The sequence below is a fragment of the Streptomyces sp. CBMA291 genome (assembly GCF_014596525.1).
Lineage (GTDB): Bacteria > Actinomycetota > Actinomycetes > Streptomycetales > Streptomycetaceae > Streptomyces.
Genome location: NZ_MSJP01000014.1, coordinates 78,370 through 96,110, shown reverse-complemented (window position 1 = coordinate 96,110; position 17,741 = coordinate 78,370). Strand labels below are relative to the sequence as shown.

Genomic DNA, 17,741 nt, shown 5'->3' with positions numbered 1-17,741 from the left:
GGCTCCTTGACGAACTGTGGTTTGGGCGATTCGGTGGGCCCCGGGTTCCGGTGATGGGCGGACCGCCGTCGGGAGTGTCCGTGCGTAAGGACCCGTTTCCAGGAACAGCAGGAAGCGCAGGGCGGCCGTGTCCCCTCTGCGGGCGGCGGTGAGGAACGCCTTGGCCACATCGCCGTGCCGTTCACGGAACCAAGCCCTCAGTCCCCGTGCCCCGTCCCCCCGCTGCCGAAGCCGCCGCTGGAGATGCCTCCCCATTTGCGCTTCTCCTCCGACGGCGGGTCCGGGGACGTTTCCGTGCCCGCCGTTCCCGCGTCCTTCAGTTGGTAGGGCATGAGCCGGTGCTCGCCGTCGGTGTGCGGCATCTCGGCCGGCCTGCGGTACTCGGTCATCTCGCCGGGCAACCGGTCCGTCTCCGGCCGGTGCGGCTGCTCGTCGGGCGTGGGTGTGCGGGACTCGCGGTCGCGGACCCGGAAGCCCAGCCAGACCGCGCCGATCAGGACGGCCACGATGACGAGGCCGCCGATGAGCTGCCCGAGGCCCGACTGCCAGACGCCCGCAGCCAGCGTCTGTGCTGCGCTGAGAGTGTTCATACTCCAGGATTACCCGTTTTCTCCAGTTTTGTACTCCCCGGGCGAAGACCTTCGAAGAACCTTGAAACATTCCCGCGCCGCCATCGCGTCAATGAGGTGTACGACGATCACCCCTGCGAGCGAAGCGAAAGGAGGGGCATGCGAAAGTCCCGCGCGGACGAGTTCCTGGAGTTCGCCTCCGCACGCTCGGGTCACCTCTTCCGCTCCGCGTGTCTGCTGACCAGCGGAGACATCCATCTCGCCGAGGACCTCACCCAGGAGACGCTGGGCCGGATGTACGCCCTCTGGGGACGTATGGCCCGGATCGGCAACCCCGCCGCGTACGCCCAGACCGTCCTTGTCCGCACCTTCCTCAGCCATCAGCGCCGCCGATCGGCCACCGAGCGCCCGATCGGGGAACTGCCCGACCTCGCCCCCCTCGGCGACGAGGACCCGGCGCTCCGGGTCGCCCTGCTCGACGCGCTCGCCGGGCTCGCGCCCAAGGACCGGGCCGTCGTCGTGCTGCGGTACTGGGAGGACCGCAGCGTCGAGGAGACCGCCGACGCCCTGCACGTCAGCTCCGCCGCGATCCGCACCCGCTCCGTACGGGCGCTCGCCAAGCTGCGGCGGCTTCTCGGCGGCAGCATCGGCGAGCTGGCCGCCCGCTGAGCCGCCGCCGCCCGTTGAGACATCCCCGGGCCGAGTCGCTCACTCGCTCGTCTCGGACCTCCCTTCCGACTTCCTTCCGACTTCCTTCCGACCGGAGACGGTGAATTCGACATGCCCCAGAACGAAGAGAACCCGCACGGATTCGAGGACCAGCTCGGCGCCGTCCTGCGCCGGACCGGCGACACCTTCGCCGCCGGTGACCGCCGTGCCCTCGTCGACGGCGCGCTCGTGCGCGGGCGCCGCCGCCTGGTCCGCCGCCGGCTCGCCGTGACCGGTGGCGCCCTCGCGCTCGCCGCCGTCGGTCTCGGCGGGGTGTACGGCGGCTCGCTGCTCGACCCCGCCGGAGCGACCACCACCGCCTCCGTCGCCGCGGCCCCCGCCCTCGGCTCCTCCGCCGCTCCCGGGAAGCGCCCCCCGGGCGAGAACGAGATCCCGGTCAAGGACATCGCCGACGTCCTCAAGGCCCATTCCCCGAAGGGGACATGGGAGTTCGGCGACCTCTCCGGCACCGGGCAGTCGGCCCTCGGCGTCTTCGACGACGGCAAGGGCAAGGCGGCCGTCAGCGTCGGCCTCTACAGCGCCCCCGGCACCGGCGAAGGCGGAAAGGACCAGGTCACCTGCCCCGACAAGGTCCTCGTCCCGTTCGATGCCTGCTCCTCCCGGACGCTGCCGAACGGCGACCGGCTCATGGTCCTCCAGGGGTACGAGTACCCCGACAAGCGCGAGGAGACCAAGAACTGGCGCGCGGTCCTCCTCACCAAGGACGGCTTCCTCGTCGACGCGAGCGAGTACAACGCCCCCGCCGAGAAGGGTGCCTCCGTCACCCGGAAGAACCCGCCCCTCGGCCCGGACCAGCTGAAGGCACTCGTCACCACCGCCGACTGGCGCCCGCTCCTCGCCCGGCTGCACACCGTCCCGCAGAAGCCGGGCGGTCACCACGGCACCGACGAGTCCACCGGCACCGCCGTCCGCGACACCCTGCGCCTCAAGCTGCCCCAGGGCCTCGACGTGCGGAGCAAGGGCGGTTCGGGCAGCCACGGCTACCTCGTCGTCGACGACGGGAAGGGCGCGAGCCTCGTCGGCATCGACGTCCAGCCCTCCTCCAAGAGCCTGATCAGCGACCTCTTCGGCGGCTCCGACGTCGTCACGCTCTCCGACGGGCGCAAGGTCCGTGCCACCCGGCAGCCCGGCGAGAAGGGCGGCGCCGGGGTCGTCTGGTGGAACGTCGACACCATCACGCCCGACGGTTTCCGCGTCGTCGTCTCCGCCTTCAACTCCGGCGCGCAGTACCAGGCCGCCACCCGCGCCGAGCCCGCGCTCACCATGGACCAGCTGAAGGCGATCGCCCTGGACCCGAAGTGGCGCAAGGTGTCCCTGAAGTAAGAGGAGTACGGGGGACGGTGGGGGTACGGGGGCGGGGCAGCGGCTCCGCCCCCGTACCCCCGCCTACTTCGCGTCCGCGTACCGCTCGACCGTGGCCGTCGTGAAGGGGAACCGCACCGGCGTCTCCCCGAAGGTGATCCGGCCCGCCTCGTCCCCCGCCGCCCCGATCGCCGCCGTCACCGCCTCCGCCTCCTCCACCGGACAGTGCACGATCACTTCGTCGTGCTGGAAGAACACCAGCTCGGCCCGCATCCCGGCGAGCGAGCGCCGCAGCGCGGCCAGCATCAGCAGCGCCCAGTCGGCCGCACTGCCCTGCACCACGAAGTTACGGGTGAACCGGCCCCGCGCCCGCCCGTTGCCCGAGGCGTATCCCGGGGTGTACCCGGCGGACCCGCCCTCCTCCGGGACCTGTTCGGCCTCCTCCTGCGGTAGACCGGCCTCCTCCGCGTCGCCCGCGCCCACCGCCCGGGGGCTCGTCCGGCCCAGCCAGGTCCGGACGAGTCTGCCCTCCTCGCCCGCCTTCGCCGCCTCGTCGACATAGGCCACCGCGCGCGGGAAGCGCCGCCGCAGCGCCGCCAGGTTCTTCAGGCCGTCCCCGCTGGTCTGCCCGTAGATCGCCCCGAGCAGCGCCAGCTTCGCGTGGTTCCGGTCGCCGGAGAAGGCCCGGTCCGACAGGCGCGTGTACAGATCGTCGGGGTGCCCCGCGACCTCCATGAGGCCCGGGTCCCGGGAGATCGCGGCCAGCACCCGGGGCTCCATCTGGTCGGCGTCGGCCACCACGAGCCGCCAGCCCGGGTCCGCGACCACCGCCCGCCGGATCACCTTCGGGATCTGGAGCGCCCCGCCGCCGTTGGTCGTCCAGCGCCCGCTGACCGTGCCGCCCGGCAGATACTCCGGCCGGAACCGCCCGTCCCGCACCCAGTCCTGGAGCCACGACCAGCCGTGCGCCGTCCAGATCCGGTACAGCTTCTTGTACGCGATCAGCGGCCGCGCCGCCGGATGGTCCAGCTCCTCCAGCTCCCAGCGGCGGGTGGACTTCAGCCGTACGCCCGCGGCCGCGAAGGCCTTCACCACGTCCGCCGGGAGGTCCGGCCGGACCCGGCGCCCCAGCGCCGCCGACACCTCGTCCGCCAGCTCGGCCAGTCTGCGCGGCTCGCCCCCGCCCGCGTACCGCTCGCCGAGCAGCTCCCCCAGCAGCTCCCGGTGCACGTCCGCCCGCCACGGCAGACCCGCCCGGTGCATCTCGGCCGCCACCAGCATCCCCGCCGACTCGGCCGCCGTGAGCAGCCGCATCCTGCCCGGGTGCTCCGCCCGGTCGTGCCGCCGCTGCTGCTCCGCGTAGACCGCGAGCAGCCCTTCGAAGGGGACGGAGACCGTCGGGCGCGGCTCGAAGAGGGAGTCCTGAGAGCCGGGCTCGGCGCCCCGCTGCGGCGGGTCCGGGGGCACCGGCTCGTTCCGCAGCCGGGCCCAGGCCGCCGCCGCCGAACGGGGCTCCCCGAGGCGCCCCTCGTGCCCGAGGAGCAGCTGCTCGGCGGCCTCCATGTCGTAACAGCGCTCGATCCGCACCCCGGCGGCGAGCAGCCGGGGATACACCTCGGCCGTCGACCGCCACACCCAGCGCGTCACCCCGGGGCGGGCCCGCACGGCCGCGACGAGATCCGGCTCCCTGCGCACCTCCCCGGCGGGCAGCCCGTCCGGGCCGAGGGGCACGAGCAGTGCTCCGTCCCCCTCCGCCTCGACCGCAAGCGCCCACCTCTCGCTCATGGATACGAGTCTGGCACCGCCCACTGACAACGGCGGGGAGGCGGCGGCCTCTCCGGCTCCAGGGCCGGTACGAAAGTGGGATGAGATGATCCACCCCTCCCGCCCTCGGTGGGTACGGGAAACGACCTGGAAGGCGGCCACATGTACGCGATGTCCCTGGGCGACGACGGGGCGGAACTGCGCCCGCTGGAACCGTGGCAGGCCGAGGAGTTCCTGGCGCACATGGACCGGGGACGCGCCTTCATAGGCGCCCGCAACGGGCTCCCGGACGTCGTCAAGGACCTGGAGTCCAGCCGGGCGTTCCTCCGCGCGTACGCCGAGAAGGCCGCGGCCGACACCGGGCGTATCCACGGCATCTGGTCGGACGGCGTCCTCGTCGGCGCGGTGATCCTGCGGACCCTGGACGCGGTACGCGGCACGGCCGAGGCGGGCTGCTGGCTGGAGCCGGCGGCCACCGGGAAGGGCCTGGTCACCCGGGCCGCGCGGACGCTCATCGACTGGGCGATCGAGGCACGGGGAGTGCACCGGGTGGAGTGGGTCGTGAACTCCGACAACGCCCCCAGCATCGCGGTGGCCCGCCGCCTCGGCATGACGAGGGACGGCGTCCTCCGCGAGAGCTTCCCCTACCGGGGCCACCGCCACGACCAGGAGATCTGGTCGGTCCTCGCCCCGGAGTGGCGGGCGGCCAAGGGGGAGGGCGAGAACGCGTAGGGCGGGGCTGGCGCTGGCGCTGGGGCTCTGAGGCTGGGGGAGGGGCTGGGGGAGGAAGGCCAGGAGTGGTCTGCTTCCGGGGCGGGCGGTGATCTGGCTTTGGACGGGGAGGGACCGGGCCTTCCGGGCGGGGCGGTGACCTGTTTCCGGGCCTGGGGGTGCACCCCTTCCGGGCGGGGCGGCGACCTGTTTCCGGGCCTGGGGGTGCACCCCTTCCGGGCGGAGCGGTGACCTGCTTCCGGGATGGGCGGTGCATCCCTTCGGGGGGAGGGGGAGCGGTGGCCCGGTTCCGGGCCGGGTGGTGACCTGGCTTCGGGGCCGGTGCGGGTGGCCTGTTTCTGGGCGGAGCGGTGGCCCGGCTCCGGGCCTTACGGTGGCCCGGCTCACCGGACCGTACAGTGACCCGGCTCCGGACCGTACGGTGACCCTGCTGCGGGCGGAGCGGTGACCTGGCTTCGGGGCCGGTGCGGGTGGCCTGCTCCCGGGCGGAGTGGTGGCCCTGTTCCCGACCGCGCGGCGTCCCCCCGTTCCAGACGGAGTGGTGCCCCCGTTCCGGCGACCGAGCAGTCCCCCCGTTCCGGACGGAGCGGTGACCCGGCTCCGACCCCGGTCGCCGCTCCGTCCGTCCCACCTTCGCCGGTCAGCGGGTCGCGCGCCACGCGGGGAGTGCCGAGGCGGCGACCGCCGTCGTCGTGCAGACGCCCGCCGCCGTGCCGACCGTTCCCCAGGGCAGGGCCAGTGCCACCGGGGCCGAGAGTGCGGCGAGCCCGGCGCCCAGGGTGCCCAGGACCAGCGCGGTCACCGCCAGGCCGAGGAGCGTCCCGATCCCGACGGCCAGCACCGCCTCGCCCGTCACCACCCGAAGCACCTGGAAGCGGGTGGCCCCGGCCAGCCGGAGCGCGCCCAGTTCCGCTCCCCGTACAGAGGTCGCCATCAGCAGGGTGTTGACGAGCCCGATCACCGTGTAGACCAGGGCGATGCCGAGCAGCAGGCGCGTCCCGAACCCGGCGGCAGGGTTCCGGTTCCCCGCCTCGCCGGTCACCGGCGTGCCGCCGCTCGCCGCGAGGGCCCGTGCCGTGGCCGTACCGCCGCCCCTCGCCTCGATCAGGTCCGTCGTCGAACCGGGGGCGTTCGCCCGGGTGACGTACGGCCCGTTGTCGCCGGTCCCGGGGGCGAGGACGGCCACCACCCGGAGCCGTACCGGTCCCGTCCCGTCCGCCCGCCAGACCTCGACCGTCCCGCCCACCTCGTGCCGTTCGAACTCCTCGTTCACCACGATCGAGTGGTCGTCGAGCCCCCGCAGGTCACCGGCGGTCACCGGCAGCCGGGACAGTGCCGCGAAGGCCGCCGGGTCGGCGACCGCCCGCGCCCCGTACTTCACGACCGCCTCCGCCCCGTCCCGTACGAACACCGACGTCGCCCCGGAGGCGGACACCACCGCCCCGGGCGGCGCCGTGACCGGTCGCAGCGCCCGCCCGGTCACGGCGTACTCCGCCGTCGTCCGCTCCCGCGCCTCGACGTCCTTCGCGCGCGTGACGCTCGTCGCCGAGCCGAAGAGAGTCCCGGCGAGCGCCACGGTCACCAGGACGGGCGCGGCGACGGCGGCGGTCCTGCGTACCGAGGCCGCGCTGTTCTCCCGTATCAGCGTCCCCACCGCTCCCCGGGACCTCAGGAGTCGCGCGGCCGGGCGGACGAACAGCGGGGCGAGCAGGGCCGCTCCGGCGATCGGAAGCATCGGGAGGGTCGTGTACGTCTTCCGTTTCAGGAGCGACGCCGGGTCCGTGGCGTACGTCCAGGCCAGCAGCGCGAGACCGGCCAGGAGCAGCCCGGCGCCCAGGACGGCGCGGCCCGGGGGCAGCACGTCCGCGTCGACGTCGGCGTCCCGCAGCGCCGCCGCGGGGCCGGTGCGGCCCGCCCGCCGGGACGCGGCCACCGCCCCCGCGAGGGCGACCGTCACACCCGTCCAGAACGCCGTGGGGAAGGGCCAGACCGCGTCGCCCGGCGCGAACCACTCCGGCGCGAGACCGGCGTCGACCAGTGCCCCGGTGAGCAGCGGCGCCCCGAAGGCGCCGAGCCCGCACCCGGTGGCCGAGGCCAGGACGCCGAGCGCCGCCGCCTCGGCCAGCAGCAGCCTGCGGAGCTGCCCCGGGGTGGCTCCGGCGGTCCGCAGCAGACCGGACTCGCGGCGGCGCAGCGCCACGGCGAAGGCGAAGGTGGAGGCGACGACGAAGACGGCGACGAAGGCGGTGACCCCTCCGGAGGTGCCCAGGACGACGCCGAGCCCGAGCAGGACCTCCGCGTCCTCGGCCGCGCCGGGGTCGGTGCGGCGCCGCTCCTGCCCGGTGAGGACCCGGGCGCGGTCGCCGACGAGGGCGCGGACGGCTGCGGCGGGGGCGTCGACGCCGACGGCGTCGGGACCGCCGGAGACGGTGACCGGCCAACGGGCCCGGAGTGCGCGGAGCACTTCCCCGTCCACAGGCTGTGGACGGTCGAGCGGCAGCGCCAGGGGTACGGTCACGGGCCCGCGCCGCACGTCGAGCACGAGCCGGTCCCGCCCCTGGACGACGACGGACGACGAGGCGAACCGCTCTGGAGAACGCTCGGGCGCGTGAAAGGTGGCGGCGAGGCCGAGCCCGGTGGCCGCGAGCAGCCCCACGCCGAGGGCGAGCGCGACGAACCCGCCGAGGAGGGAGGCCCAGCGGACCCGTAGCCCGGAGAGGACGACGATCAGCATGCCGCACCTGCGGCGTTCGGTGCGCCTTCCGTGCTTGTGGGGGGTGTGGTGCTGGGGGTGCCTGTGGTGCCTGTGGTGCCTGATGTGTTGGGGGTGCCGGGGCTGCTGGAAGTGCTGGAGGTGCCAGGGGTGCTTGTGGTGGTCGCCGTGGCGACGGGGGATGAGGCTGCGTCTGGAGCCGCACCCGTCGCACCTGCCGCACCCGTCGCACCTGCCGCACCCGTCCTGCCTGCCGTATCCGCCCCACCCATCGCACCCATCCCACCTGCCGTACCCGCCCCACCCGCCCCACCCGCCTCCAGCGCCGCCATCCTGGCCGCCACCGACTCCGGCGTCGGGCAGGGGAGTTCGCCCGCGACCCGGCCGTCGACCAGGAAGACCACCCGGTCCGCGCGGGCCGCCGCCACCGGGTCGTGGGTCACCATGACGATCGTCTGGCCCTCGCGGTCCACCAGTTCCCGCAGCATGTCGAGGACCTCCCGGCTCGTCGTCGAGTCCAGCGCGCCGGTGGGCTCGTCGCCGAAGAGGACGGCGGGGCGGGTGATCAACGCGCGGGCGATGGCGACCCGTTGCCGCTGGCCGCCGGAGAGTTCGCCGGGCCGGTGCCGTGCCCGGTCCGCGAGCCCGACGCGTGCCAGCGCCTCCCGGACCCGCTGCCGGGACGGGCGGCGGCCCGCGAGCCCGAGGGGGAGCGCCACGTTCTGCGCGGCGGTCAGGGAGGGCAGCAGGTTGAAGGACTGGAAGACGAAGCCGATCAGGTCCCGCCGGAGCAGGGTCAGCCGCCGCTCGCCGAGCCCTTCGAGGGCCACGCCGCCGACCTCCACCCGCCCGGCGGTGGGCCGGTCGAGCCCGGCGGCGCACTGGAGGAGCGTGGACTTGCCGGAGCCGGAGGGGCCCATGACGGCGGTGAACGTCCCGGTGGCGAAGTCGAGGTCGACGCCGTCGAGGGCACGGACGGCGCCGTGGTGCCGGGTCAGCCCCCGGAGCCGTACGGCGAAGGGGACGGGCCCGGACGCGGTGCTGGACGCGGTGCCGGTGTGGGTGTCGGTGCCGGGGAGAGCGGCCGGAGGACGGACTGTCGAGGTCATGACCCCAGCGAACCGTTTCCGCCACCGCAGGACACGACCAGTGGAGGGCGTTCCGGAGGTAGGGCAGGCCCTACCGGTCTTGGGACGGGTCCGGTCGTGCGGTCCGCGCGGGGGCGGGTCCTGTCGTCGGGGGCGGCGATGCGGACCGGCATGGGGCGTGCCGTCCGCGCGGGGGGCGGGCCCGGCCTTGTCGTCCGTGCGGGAGATGGGCCCGGCCTTGCTGTCCGCTGGGGCGGACCCGGCTGTGTCATCCCCGGGGCGGATCTCCGCCCGCCCGACCACCCACCCGCCCGGCCGGTAGTCCCGGCCCCACCCTCCCCAGCCCCGCCGCCGGGCCGGGCTGAGACCATCGGGGGAGGGCCCCGGCACACGAGCCACGGCCCCAGGGTCACTGGTCCACGAGCCACGGCCCCGGGACCACCGGCTCATGAACTGTCGGCCCGTGAACCGTCGGTCCCGGGAACCACGACCCCAGGAACCACGGCCCCATGAACCACGGCCCCGGGAATCACGAGGAAACGGACGCGAGGACGGCGTGAGCACCACCATCGACAAGGCTTTCGAGGCGCTGTACGTGAGCGACGACGGGTCGCTCGACACCGCCGCGTCCCTCCTGGCGGCCGACCCGGGGGCCGACGCGGAGCTGGCGCGGCGCGGCGAGGGCTTCGTCCGCACTCTGTGGGAGCGCGGTTGGCAGCCCGCCGACGTCACCCGGCTCGTCCGGCGCGACCTCGCGGACGAGCATCTGCGGGTGCTCGGGGAGCTGGTCAGGGCCGAGACCGCCCGTTACGCGACGCTCCCGCACCGCTGGCGCGCGCAGCTCGACGAACCGGGGGCGGTTCCCGGGCGTCCGACGGACCGGTTCTCGTACGCGACGACGGTCCTGGAGCTGTACCGCCTGCTCGTCCGGCTGCCGCGCCTCGACGCGGTCGGCCCGGTGCCGGGCGAGACGCTGCCGCCGGCCGTCGCGGGGGAGCCGAGGATGCTCGGCCGCATCCGGGCGCTGCTGGCGAAGGCGGAGGCGACGGGGTACCCGGAGGAGGCGGAGGCGCTGACGGCCAAGGCGCAGGAGCTGATGGCCCGCCACAGCCTCGACGAGGCCACGCTCGCGGCGGGCGCGCCGTCGCCGGAGACGCCGGGGGCGATCAGGATCGGGGTGGAGCCGCCGTACGAGCAGGCCAAGGCGATCCTGCTCGACGCGGTGGCGACGGCGAACCACTGCCGGGCCGTGTGGAACGAGGCGTACGGCTTCTCCACCGTCGTCGGCTTCGAGGCGGACCTGGACCCGGTGGAACTGCTCTACACCTCGCTGCTCGTGCAGGGTACGGCCGCGATGACCCGGGCGGAGGCGGAGCAGCGGGCCGGGGGCCGCAAGCGCACCAAGTCGTTCCGGCAGTCCTTCCTGCTCGCGTACGCGAACCGGCTCGGGACCCGGCTCTCGGCGACGTCCCGCCGGGTCGCGGCCGAGACGCCGACGCTGCTTCCGGCCCTGGCCTCCCGCGATCTGGCGGTCACCAGCCGTACGGACGAGCTGTTCCCCGAGACCCGCTCGGCCCGGGTCAGGGCCGCCTGGGACGAGGAGGGCTGGACCCACGGCGCCTCGGCGGCGGACCGCGCGGGCCTGCACCCGGGCCGGAAGCGGGTGGAGGGAACGGAGTAGGGACGGCTCACGGCGGGAGCGCGAGGCGCGTCGGGCCCGACGGGGCCGGCCGGAACCCGGCGGGGAGGTGGAGAGGCGGAGAGGCGGAGAGGCGGACGCGGGCTGGGCCCCGGCCCAAGCCCGCGTCCGCCGTTCCGCGCGTCCGCCGTTCCGCGCGTCCGCCGTTCCGCGCGTCCGCCGTTCCGCGCGTCCGCCGTTCCGCGCGTCCGCCGTTCCGCGCGTCCGCCGTTCCGCGCGTCCGCCGTTCCGCGCGTCCGCCGTTCCGCGCGTCCGCCGTTCCGCGCGTCCGCCGTTCCGCGCGTCCGCCGTTCCGGCCGACAGGGCAACCCCCGCCTTCTCGCTCACCCCTCACCCCCACCTCCCTCACCTCTCACCTCTCACCTCTCACTCACCCCCCACCTCTCACTCCTCCCCCCCTCACCCTCACCCTCCCCGCCCACACGCCCCACCGAAATGCCCGTTTAGCGTCACATGACCGATACGCTCGGCTCATGAGCTGGCTCCGGGCGTTGAAGGAGACCGCGCGCTCCGGACTCACCATCGAGCGGCGGCGGCTCGATCCCGTCATCGCGGGGCGGGCCGCCTTCGGGCTCGCTCTCGTCGTGGGGGTCTCGCTCACGTTCTTCGGGCCCGCCGTCGCCGCCTCCTCCGCGTTCGGCGCCTTCCAGGCGGCCATCGCCACCTTCCAGCGGTCCTGGCGGCCCCGGCCCACGCTCGCCCTCGCCTCGGCCACCACCCTCGCCGTGTCGACCTTCCTCGGCTATCTCACCGGCTCCCACGAGCCCCTGTTCCTCGCCCTGCTGCTGCTCTGGACCTTTCTCGCGGGGATGGCCTGGGCGGCGGGGCCCACGGCGGGCATCATCGCCTCCTCCAACGTGGCGATCATGCTGGTCACGATCACCCTGCCCACCTCCATCGCCACCGCCGCCGGGCACGCCGCCATGATCTTCACCGGCGGGGTCGTCCAGGCGGTCCTGGTGGTCGCCCTGCCCGTACGCCCCTGGGGCGCCCAGCGGGACGCGCTCGCGGACGCGCTGGCCGCCGAGGCGGACTACGCCCGCAGGCTGCGGCACGACCCGGTCGCGCCCTTCGACCCCCTGCCGCTCATGACGGCCCGCAGCGCCGCCGCCCTGACGCCCCGGCAGGCGCGCCGCCGCCCGGCGGAGCTGCACGGTTCGCGGGGGCTCGCGGAGCGCATCCGGCCGGTCCTCGCCTCGCTCGCCGACCCGGCGGTCGGGGTGCCGGAGGAGGGCCCGGAGCGGGCCCGGGTACGCGAACTCCTGGGCGCGGCGGGCACCGTCCTCGACGCCGCCGCGCACGCGATCCGGCACGGCGAACCGGTCGACCTGTCCCCCGCCGCCCTCGCCACGCTCCGCACCCCGGACACCGGCGCCATCCTCACCGGCCCCTCCCGCCGCGCGGCCGTCCGGCTCGCCGCGCTGCTCGGCGACGTCGTGGAGACGGCGGAGCCGGGCACGGGCGTCCGTCAGGTCCCGGCCCCGCCCGGCACCACCCCGGAGGTCTCCGAGGTGACCCCGAGCGCCCGGCACGTCCCCGGCCGCACCCGCGCCAAGCCCACCCTCGTACGTCTCGCGCCGATCATCCTGGCCCAGGTCAGGGGCGAGCTGCGGCGCGACTCCGCCGTGCTGCGGCACGCGGTCCGGGTCTCGGCGGTGACCGCCGCCGGTTATCTCCTCGGCACGGCGCTGCCCTTCGGGCACGGCTACTGGGCGCCGATGGCCTCGGTGATGGTGATGCGCCCGGACTTCTCGCAGACGTACGAGCGCTCGGTGGCGCGCTTCTGCGGCACCCTGGTCGGGGTGTCGCTGGCCACGGCGGTCATGCAGGCGGCGCACCCGGACGTGTATCTGTCGGCGGGACTCGCCGTGCTGTGCGCCTTCTCGATGTACCTGCTGATGCGCACGGGGTACGCGGCGGGCCAGGTCTTCGTCTCCGCGTACGTGGTGTTCCTGCTCGGCATGCAGGGCGAGGGCCTGACCCAGACCGTACGGGAACGGGTGCTGCTGACCCTGCTCGGCGGGGTCCTCGCGATGCTGGCGTACGCCGTCTACCCCGCCTGGGAGACGCCCCGGCTGCGCGGCAGGCTCGCGGACCGCCTCGCCTCGGTCGGGCGGTACGCGTCGGTCGTCGTCGAGCGGTACGCCGACCCGGCGGCGGGTCCGGACGGGCCCGACGTGCGCGAGGCCCTGCTGGACACCCGGGCGGCCCGGGTCGCCTGGCAGGAGGCCCTGGAGCGGGCCGCCCAGGAGCCGGTGCGGCACCGGGGGCTCTCGCGCGCGGCGGCGGAACAGGCGGACGACGCGCTCGCGGAGTTCGGGCGGGTCGCGATGCTCCTGGAGGCGCACGTGCCGGAGCGCGACGCCTCGCCCGTGCCCGCCGCCGGGCTCCTCGCGGAGGCGCTGCGCCGGTCGACGGAACGGGGCGCCAAGGAGGTGCGTGAGGGCAGGGTGCCGCGCTGGGAGGAACTGCGGCGCACGGTGGAGGCCTGGAAGACCGCCCCGCCGGACCACTTCCTCCTGAGCAAGGCGGCGACCCTTCTCCTGGAGGTACTGGAGGAGTTGACGACGGCCCTGATGGAGTCCCGGCGCCGCTGAAAGCGCCCCGCGGCCACCCCGCGGCCGGCCCGTGGCGCCACCGGCCGGCACCGGTCGGAGCGCCGTACAGTGAGCCTGGTGACGACGGGTCCGAGGGCCCGCCCCCGAGCGCCGGCACGCTGAGTCGCGTAGCCGCTACGCCACCCCCCGTGCACGTGCATCTGCTCACGCATCCGCACGTGAACACAGCTATGATCCGAGGAAGTTGACACCTGCACCAAGCAATTCGGGGAGCTACCAGTGCATCACGCGCATCACGCGTACAACGGCATGGCGGCCGCGGAGCTGCGAGGCGTCGTGTGGCAGAAGAGCAGGCACAGCAACTCCCAGGGATCCTGCGTGGAGTTCGCCAAGCTTCCCGGGGGAGAGGTCGCCGTGCGCAACTCGCGGCACCCCGAGGGACCCGCGCTCGTCTACACGCCCGCGGAGATAGAGGCACTCCTGCTCGGTGCCAAGGACGGGGAGTTCGACCACCTGGTGTGAGTGCGGCGCATACGTACGGGGAAGGGCCCCGCGCATCCCGCGCGGGGCCCTTCCCCATGGGCCCTCAGAGCCCCGCCACCGTCTCCGCGGGCTCCACCTGTCGCCGTCGCTGCTCCTCGGGGCCTATCCGGAACAGCGCCCACACCACCTTGCCCCGCAGGGTCCCGGCGAGCGGGTGCCAGCCCCAGCTGTCGCTGAAGGAGTCGACCAGGAAGAGCCCCCGGCCCGACTCCGCCGCGAAGTCCTCCTCGCCCCTGCGAGCCTCCGGGCTCTCCTGACTGGGGTCGCGCACGGCGCACACGAGGCGCGAGGACCAGCGCATCAGATGCAGTCTGACCGGTGTGTTCCGGCCGTCCTCGGCGGGTGCGTCGCCGGGCACGGCGTGCCGCAGTGCGTTGGTGACCAACTCGGAGACGACCAGGGCCACATCGTCGAAACGTTCGGACAGCTCCCACCGGTCCAGGGTGGTGCTGGTGAACTTCCGCGCCCCGCGCACGGCTTCGTACCGTGCGGGCAGGGCACACGAGGCGGAGGTGGAGACGGCTCCGGGATCGATCGGTGGAAGGCCCTGCCGTAACGGCTCGAGCACGGTCGATCCATTCGTCCCCATGCGAGGCACTCCCGGGAATCGCGACTGTGGTGCGACAACACGACAACACGAACGAGTACGCGGCTTGCGCGGGCACCATGGTTCCCAATGCGCCCACTGGATGCAAGGGCAGATGCACGTGCACGCGCCGGACCTGTCCACCCCCGTGCCGAATCTGTGCATAAGTCTTGCGCTCATCAGGGGGAACTTTCCACGATCTGCACGCACTGTGCTCACGGATGCCCGGATCTCGCCGCCTTTCCGTAATCGAATGTGTACGCGCCGAAGTGTTTGGTGGCAGAATCCGGGGCTCGACGGGGGCTCACACCGCATAGGGGAGGCTGGAGCCGTGACCGCAGGCGAATCGGGCGGAGCGAGCGGAAGCGTGGTGCGGCGCATCCTGCTGGGCTCCCAGCTGAGGCGGCTGCGCGAGTCGCGCGGGATCACCCGCGAGGCGGCCGGATACTCGATCCGCGCGTCCGAATCCAAGATCAGCCGTATGGAGTTGGGACGGGTGAGCTTCAAGGCACGGGACATCGAAGACCTGCTCACGCTCTACGGAGTCGGGGACGAGGCCGAACGCGGCTCGCTCCTCGGACTCGCCCGCGAGGCCAACGTGGCCGGCTGGTGGCACAGCTACGGCGACGTCCTCCCCGGCTGGTTCCAGACGTACATCGGTCTGGAAGGCGCCGCCTCCCTCATCCGCGTCTACGAAGTGCAGTTCGTCCACGGACTGCTCCAGACCGAGGCGTACGCCCAGGCGGTCGTCACCCGGGGCATGCCCGACGCCCCCGCCGCCGAGATCGACCGCCGGGTCGCCCTCCGCCTCGAACGCCAGAAGGTCCTCGTCTCCGAGCGCGCCCCGCAGTTCCACGCCGTCCTCGACGAGGCGGCGCTGCGCCGCCCGTACGGCGACCGGGCCGTCATGCGGGGCCAGTTGAGGCACCTCATCGAGATCTCCGAGCACCCCGGCGTCACCCTCCAGGTCATGCCCTTCAGCTACGGCGGGCACGCGGGCGAGAGCGGCGCCTTCACCATGCTCAGCTTCCCCGAGTCCGACCTCTCCGACATCGTCTACCTCGAACAGCTCACCAGCGCCCTCTACCTCGACAAGCGCGAGGAGGTCGGCCAGTACCAGCGAGTGATGGAAAGGCTCCAGAAGGACGGGCCCGATCCGGCTGAAACCCGAGATCTTCTCAGGGGCCTCCTCCAACTCTCCTAACACATCAGTACGATGACGTGACATCAGTTCCGATGTCACTTCTGTCGCACGCAGAGGTAGAGCGGGTAGAGGGGTCTCGATCCATGTCGCACTTCACCGACCTGGCCCACCAGTACATCGACGGCGAGTGGAAGCCCGGCAGCGGCTCGTGGGACATCATCGACTTCAACCCCTACACGGGGGAGAAGCTCGCGTCGATCACCGTCGCCACCGCGGGCGAGGTCGACCTCGCCTACCGCGCCGCCGCCCGCGCCCAGACCGCGTGGGCGCGGACCAACCCGTACACCCGCCGACTGGTCTTCGAGCGCGCCCTGCGCATCGTCGAGGACCGCGAGGCGGAGATCTCCGAGACGATCGTCGCCGAACTCGGCGGCACCCGCCTCAAGGCGGCGTTCGAACTGCATCTCGCCAAGGAGTTCCTGCGCGAGGCGATCCAGCTGGCACTGCGCCCCGAGGGCCGCATCCTGCCCTCCCCGATCGACGGCAAGGAGAACCGCGTCTACCGCGTCCCGGTCGGCGTGGTCGGCGTCATCTCGCCCTTCAACTTCCCCTTCCTCCTCTCGATCAAGTCGGTCGCGCCCGCCCTCGCCCTCGGCAACGCGGTCGTCCTCAAGCCGCACCAGAACACCCCGATCTGCGGCGGCACCCTCGTCGCCAAGGTCCTGGAGGAAGCCGGTCTCCCGGCCGGTCTGCTGAACGTCGTCGTCACCGACATCGCCGAGATCGGCGACGCCCTCCTGACCCACCCGGTCCCGAAGGTCGTCTCCTTCACCGGCTCCGACCGGGTCGGACGGCACGTCGCCACGGTCTGCGCCCAGAACTTCAAGCAGGCGGTCCTCGAACTCGGCGGCAACAGCGCCATGATCGTCCTCGACGACGCCGACGTCGACTACGCCGTGGACGCCGCCGTCTTCAGCCGCTTCGTGCACCAGGGCCAGGTCTGCATGGCCGCCAACCGCGTCCTGGTCGACCGGTCGGTGGAGGAGGAGTTCACCGCGAAGTTCGTCGCCAAGGTGGCGAGCCTGCGCGTCGGCGACCCGGCGGACCCGGACACCCACATCGGCCCGCTGATCAACTCCCAGCAGGCGGAGGCCGTCTCCTCGGTGGTCGAGCAGGCGGTGGCCGCCGGGGCGACCGCGCTCCTGCACGGCACGGTGGACGGCAACCTCGTCTCCCCCTCCGTCCTCACCGGTCTCGCCCCCGACTCCCCGGTCCTCGGCCAGGAGATCTTCGGCCCGGTGGCCCTGATCATCCCGTTCGACGGCGAGGAGGAGGCCGTACGGATCGCCAACGACACCCCGTACGGGCTCAGCGGCGCCGTCCACACCGGGGACGTGGAGCGCGGGGTGCGGATCGCCAAGGAGATCCACACCGGCATGATCCACATCAACGACGGCACCGTCCACGACGAGCCGATCGTCCCCTTCGGCGGCGAGAAGCACTCCGGCGTCGGACGCCTCAACGGCGAGGCGATGGTGGAGGCCTTCACCACCCAGAAGTGGATCTCCATCCAGCACGGCCGGAGCCGTTTCCCCTTCTGAACCGCCGGTTCCGGCCCGCGTACCCTGGTCGGAATCGACGGGGAGGTACGAGGGATGTCGGCGATCCGGCTGCTCGTCCTGGGCGCGGTCAGGCAGCACGGCCGCGCCCACGGCTATCAGGTCCGCAACGACCTGGAGTACTGGGGCGCCCACGAGTGGTCCCGCGCCAAGCCGGGCTCGATCTACCACGCCCTGAAGCAGATGGCCAAGCAGGGGCTGCTGCACGCGCACGAGGTGGCGCCGAGCGCGGTCGGCGGGCCGCCGCGCGTCGAGTACGAGCTGACCGATGCCGGTCTCGGCGCGTACTTCGCGCTGCTGCGCGAGGCCCTGACCACGTACGACCAGAAGACGGACGTCCTGTCGGCGGCCATCGGCTTCATGGTGGACCTGCCCCGCGCGGAGGCCGCCGAGCTGCTGCGCCGCCGGGTGCGCGCGCTCGACGAGTGGCGGACCTCGGTCACCGAGTACTACCTCCCGGCCGAGGGAGCCGACGGCCCCGCCGGGCTCGGGCACATCGGCGAGATCATGCACCTGTGGCTCCACTCGGCCGACGCGGGCAAGGAGTGGACCCTCGGTCTGATCGAGCGGATCGAGGGCGGCGCGTACGTCTTCGCGGGCGAGGGGGAGCCGTTCGTGGGCGTCCTCGCCGAGGGCGAGCGAAACCCGTACGCCTCCTGAGCCCGTACGTCTCCTGACCCCGTACGTCCGCCTGA

At 73.6% G+C, this 17,741-nt stretch carries 13 protein-coding genes and 1 pseudogene; 9 read left to right on the top strand and 5 right to left on the bottom strand.

Annotated features, from left to right (window positions below):
• Positions 1–197 precede the first annotated feature (197 nt).
• Entirely contained in the window at positions 198–590 is a 393-nt protein-coding gene (locus tag BU197_RS04255; protein ID WP_188266827.1) for a DUF6479 family protein, read from the bottom strand.
• 138 nt (positions 591–728) lie between these two features.
• On the opposite strand from BU197_RS04255, the gene BU197_RS04250 reads away from it, so the two are divergent.
• Together BU197_RS04250 and BU197_RS04245 are read left to right on the top strand one after the other, a co-directional pair.
• Positions 729–1,238, top strand: coding sequence for a SigE family RNA polymerase sigma factor (locus BU197_RS04250; protein ID WP_188266826.1), 510 nt, complete (start codon positions 729–731; stop codon positions 1,236–1,238).
• Between the two features lie 111 nt (positions 1,239–1,349).
• Positions 1,350–2,621 carry a hypothetical protein gene (locus BU197_RS04245; protein WP_188266825.1) on the top strand — a complete coding sequence of 424 codons (1,272 nt, stop codon included), beginning with the start codon at positions 1,350–1,352 and terminating at the stop codon, positions 2,619–2,621.
• 63 nt (positions 2,622–2,684) lie between these two features.
• Here the strand turns inward: BU197_RS04245 and BU197_RS04240 are convergent, their stop codons facing one another.
• On the bottom strand, positions 2,685–4,385 hold the full coding sequence (locus tag BU197_RS04240; protein WP_188266824.1) for a bifunctional 3'-5' exonuclease/DNA polymerase: 1,701 nt from the start codon (positions 4,383–4,385) through the stop codon (positions 2,685–2,687).
• Positions 4,386–4,526: 141 nt separating this feature from the next.
• Between BU197_RS04240 and BU197_RS04235 the strand changes: the two genes are divergently transcribed.
• Positions 4,527–5,096: a GNAT family N-acetyltransferase gene (locus tag BU197_RS04235; RefSeq protein ID WP_188266823.1), complete on the top strand. Its 570-nt coding sequence runs from the start codon at positions 4,527–4,529 to the stop codon at positions 5,094–5,096.
• Between the two features lie 640 nt (positions 5,097–5,736).
• Here BU197_RS04235 and BU197_RS04230 read toward each other — a convergent pair.
• A complete protein-coding gene (locus tag BU197_RS04230; protein ID WP_188266822.1) occupies positions 5,737–7,830 on the bottom strand; it encodes an ABC transporter permease in 2,094 nt (697 codons plus the stop codon).
• 266 nt (positions 7,831–8,096) lie between these two features.
• A pseudogene (locus tag BU197_RS04225) lies at positions 8,097–8,918 on the bottom strand (ABC transporter ATP-binding protein); the annotation flags it as partial.
• A 535-nt stretch (positions 8,919–9,453) separates the two neighbouring features.
• Here BU197_RS04225 and BU197_RS04220 point away from each other — a divergent pair.
• The 3 genes from BU197_RS04220 (at position 9,454) to BU197_RS04210 (ending at position 13,676) form a co-directional block, all read left to right on the top strand.
• On the top strand, positions 9,454–10,578 hold the full coding sequence (locus BU197_RS04220) for a DUF2786 domain-containing protein (protein WP_317452067.1): 1,125 nt from the start codon (positions 9,454–9,456) through the stop codon (positions 10,576–10,578).
• 491 nt (positions 10,579–11,069) lie between these two features.
• Positions 11,070–13,193, top strand: coding sequence for an FUSC family protein (locus tag BU197_RS04215; protein WP_188266820.1), 2,124 nt, complete (start codon positions 11,070–11,072; stop codon positions 13,191–13,193).
• A 270-nt stretch (positions 13,194–13,463) separates the two neighbouring features.
• Positions 13,464–13,676, top strand: coding sequence for a DUF397 domain-containing protein (locus BU197_RS04210; protein WP_188266845.1), 213 nt, complete (start codon positions 13,464–13,466; stop codon positions 13,674–13,676).
• A gap of 64 nt (positions 13,677–13,740) precedes the next feature.
• Here BU197_RS04210 and BU197_RS04205 read toward each other — a convergent pair whose 3' ends face one another.
• Positions 13,741–14,286 carry an ATP-binding protein gene (locus tag BU197_RS04205; RefSeq protein ID WP_188266819.1) on the bottom strand — a complete coding sequence of 182 codons (546 nt, stop codon included), beginning with the start codon at positions 14,284–14,286 and terminating at the stop codon, positions 13,741–13,743.
• A gap of 328 nt (positions 14,287–14,614) precedes the next feature.
• Here BU197_RS04205 and BU197_RS04200 point away from each other — a divergent pair, with 328 nt between their 5' ends.
• The 3 genes from BU197_RS04200 (at position 14,615) to BU197_RS04190 (ending at position 17,706) form a co-directional block, all read left to right on the top strand.
• Positions 14,615–15,487, top strand: coding sequence for a helix-turn-helix domain-containing protein (locus BU197_RS04200; RefSeq protein WP_188266818.1), 873 nt, complete (start codon positions 14,615–14,617; stop codon positions 15,485–15,487).
• 83 nt (positions 15,488–15,570) lie between these two features.
• On the top strand, positions 15,571–17,028 hold the full coding sequence (locus tag BU197_RS04195) for an aldehyde dehydrogenase family protein (protein WP_188266817.1): 1,458 nt from the start codon (positions 15,571–15,573) through the stop codon (positions 17,026–17,028).
• A gap of 54 nt (positions 17,029–17,082) precedes the next feature.
• Positions 17,083–17,706 carry a PadR family transcriptional regulator gene (locus tag BU197_RS04190; protein WP_188266816.1) on the top strand — a complete coding sequence of 208 codons (624 nt, stop codon included), beginning with the start codon at positions 17,083–17,085 and terminating at the stop codon, positions 17,704–17,706.
• The last annotated feature ends 35 nt before the right edge of the window (positions 17,707–17,741 follow it).

What these genes read in the sequence shown, in the direction of transcription:
- BU197_RS04205 (WP_188266819.1), bottom strand. Translation starts at nt 14,286, where the DNA reads ATGGGGACGAATGGATCGACCGTGCTCGAGCCGTTACGGCAGGGCCTT.
- BU197_RS04210 (WP_188266845.1), top strand. Translation starts at nt 13,464, where the DNA reads ATGGCGGCCGCGGAGCTGCGAGGCGTCGTGTGGCAGAAGAGCAGGCAC.
- BU197_RS04245 (WP_188266825.1), top strand. Translation starts at nt 1,350, where the DNA reads ATGCCCCAGAACGAAGAGAACCCGCACGGATTCGAGGACCAGCTCGGC.
- BU197_RS04195 (WP_188266817.1), top strand. Translation starts at nt 15,571, where the DNA reads ATGTCGCACTTCACCGACCTGGCCCACCAGTACATCGACGGCGAGTGG.
- BU197_RS04240 (WP_188266824.1), bottom strand. Translation starts at nt 4,385, where the DNA reads ATGAGCGAGAGGTGGGCGCTTGCGGTCGAGGCGGAGGGGGACGGAGCA.
- BU197_RS04215 (WP_188266820.1), top strand. Translation starts at nt 11,070, where the DNA reads ATGAGCTGGCTCCGGGCGTTGAAGGAGACCGCGCGCTCCGGACTCACC.
- BU197_RS04255 (WP_188266827.1), bottom strand. Translation starts at nt 590, where the DNA reads ATGAACACTCTCAGCGCAGCACAGACGCTGGCTGCGGGCGTCTGGCAG.
- BU197_RS04235 (WP_188266823.1), top strand. Translation starts at nt 4,527, where the DNA reads ATGTACGCGATGTCCCTGGGCGACGACGGGGCGGAACTGCGCCCGCTG.
- BU197_RS04230 (WP_188266822.1), bottom strand. Translation starts at nt 7,830, where the DNA reads ATGCTGATCGTCGTCCTCTCCGGGCTACGGGTCCGCTGGGCCTCCCTC.
- BU197_RS04250 (WP_188266826.1), top strand. Translation starts at nt 729, where the DNA reads ATGCGAAAGTCCCGCGCGGACGAGTTCCTGGAGTTCGCCTCCGCACGC.
- BU197_RS04190 (WP_188266816.1), top strand. Translation starts at nt 17,083, where the DNA reads ATGTCGGCGATCCGGCTGCTCGTCCTGGGCGCGGTCAGGCAGCACGGC.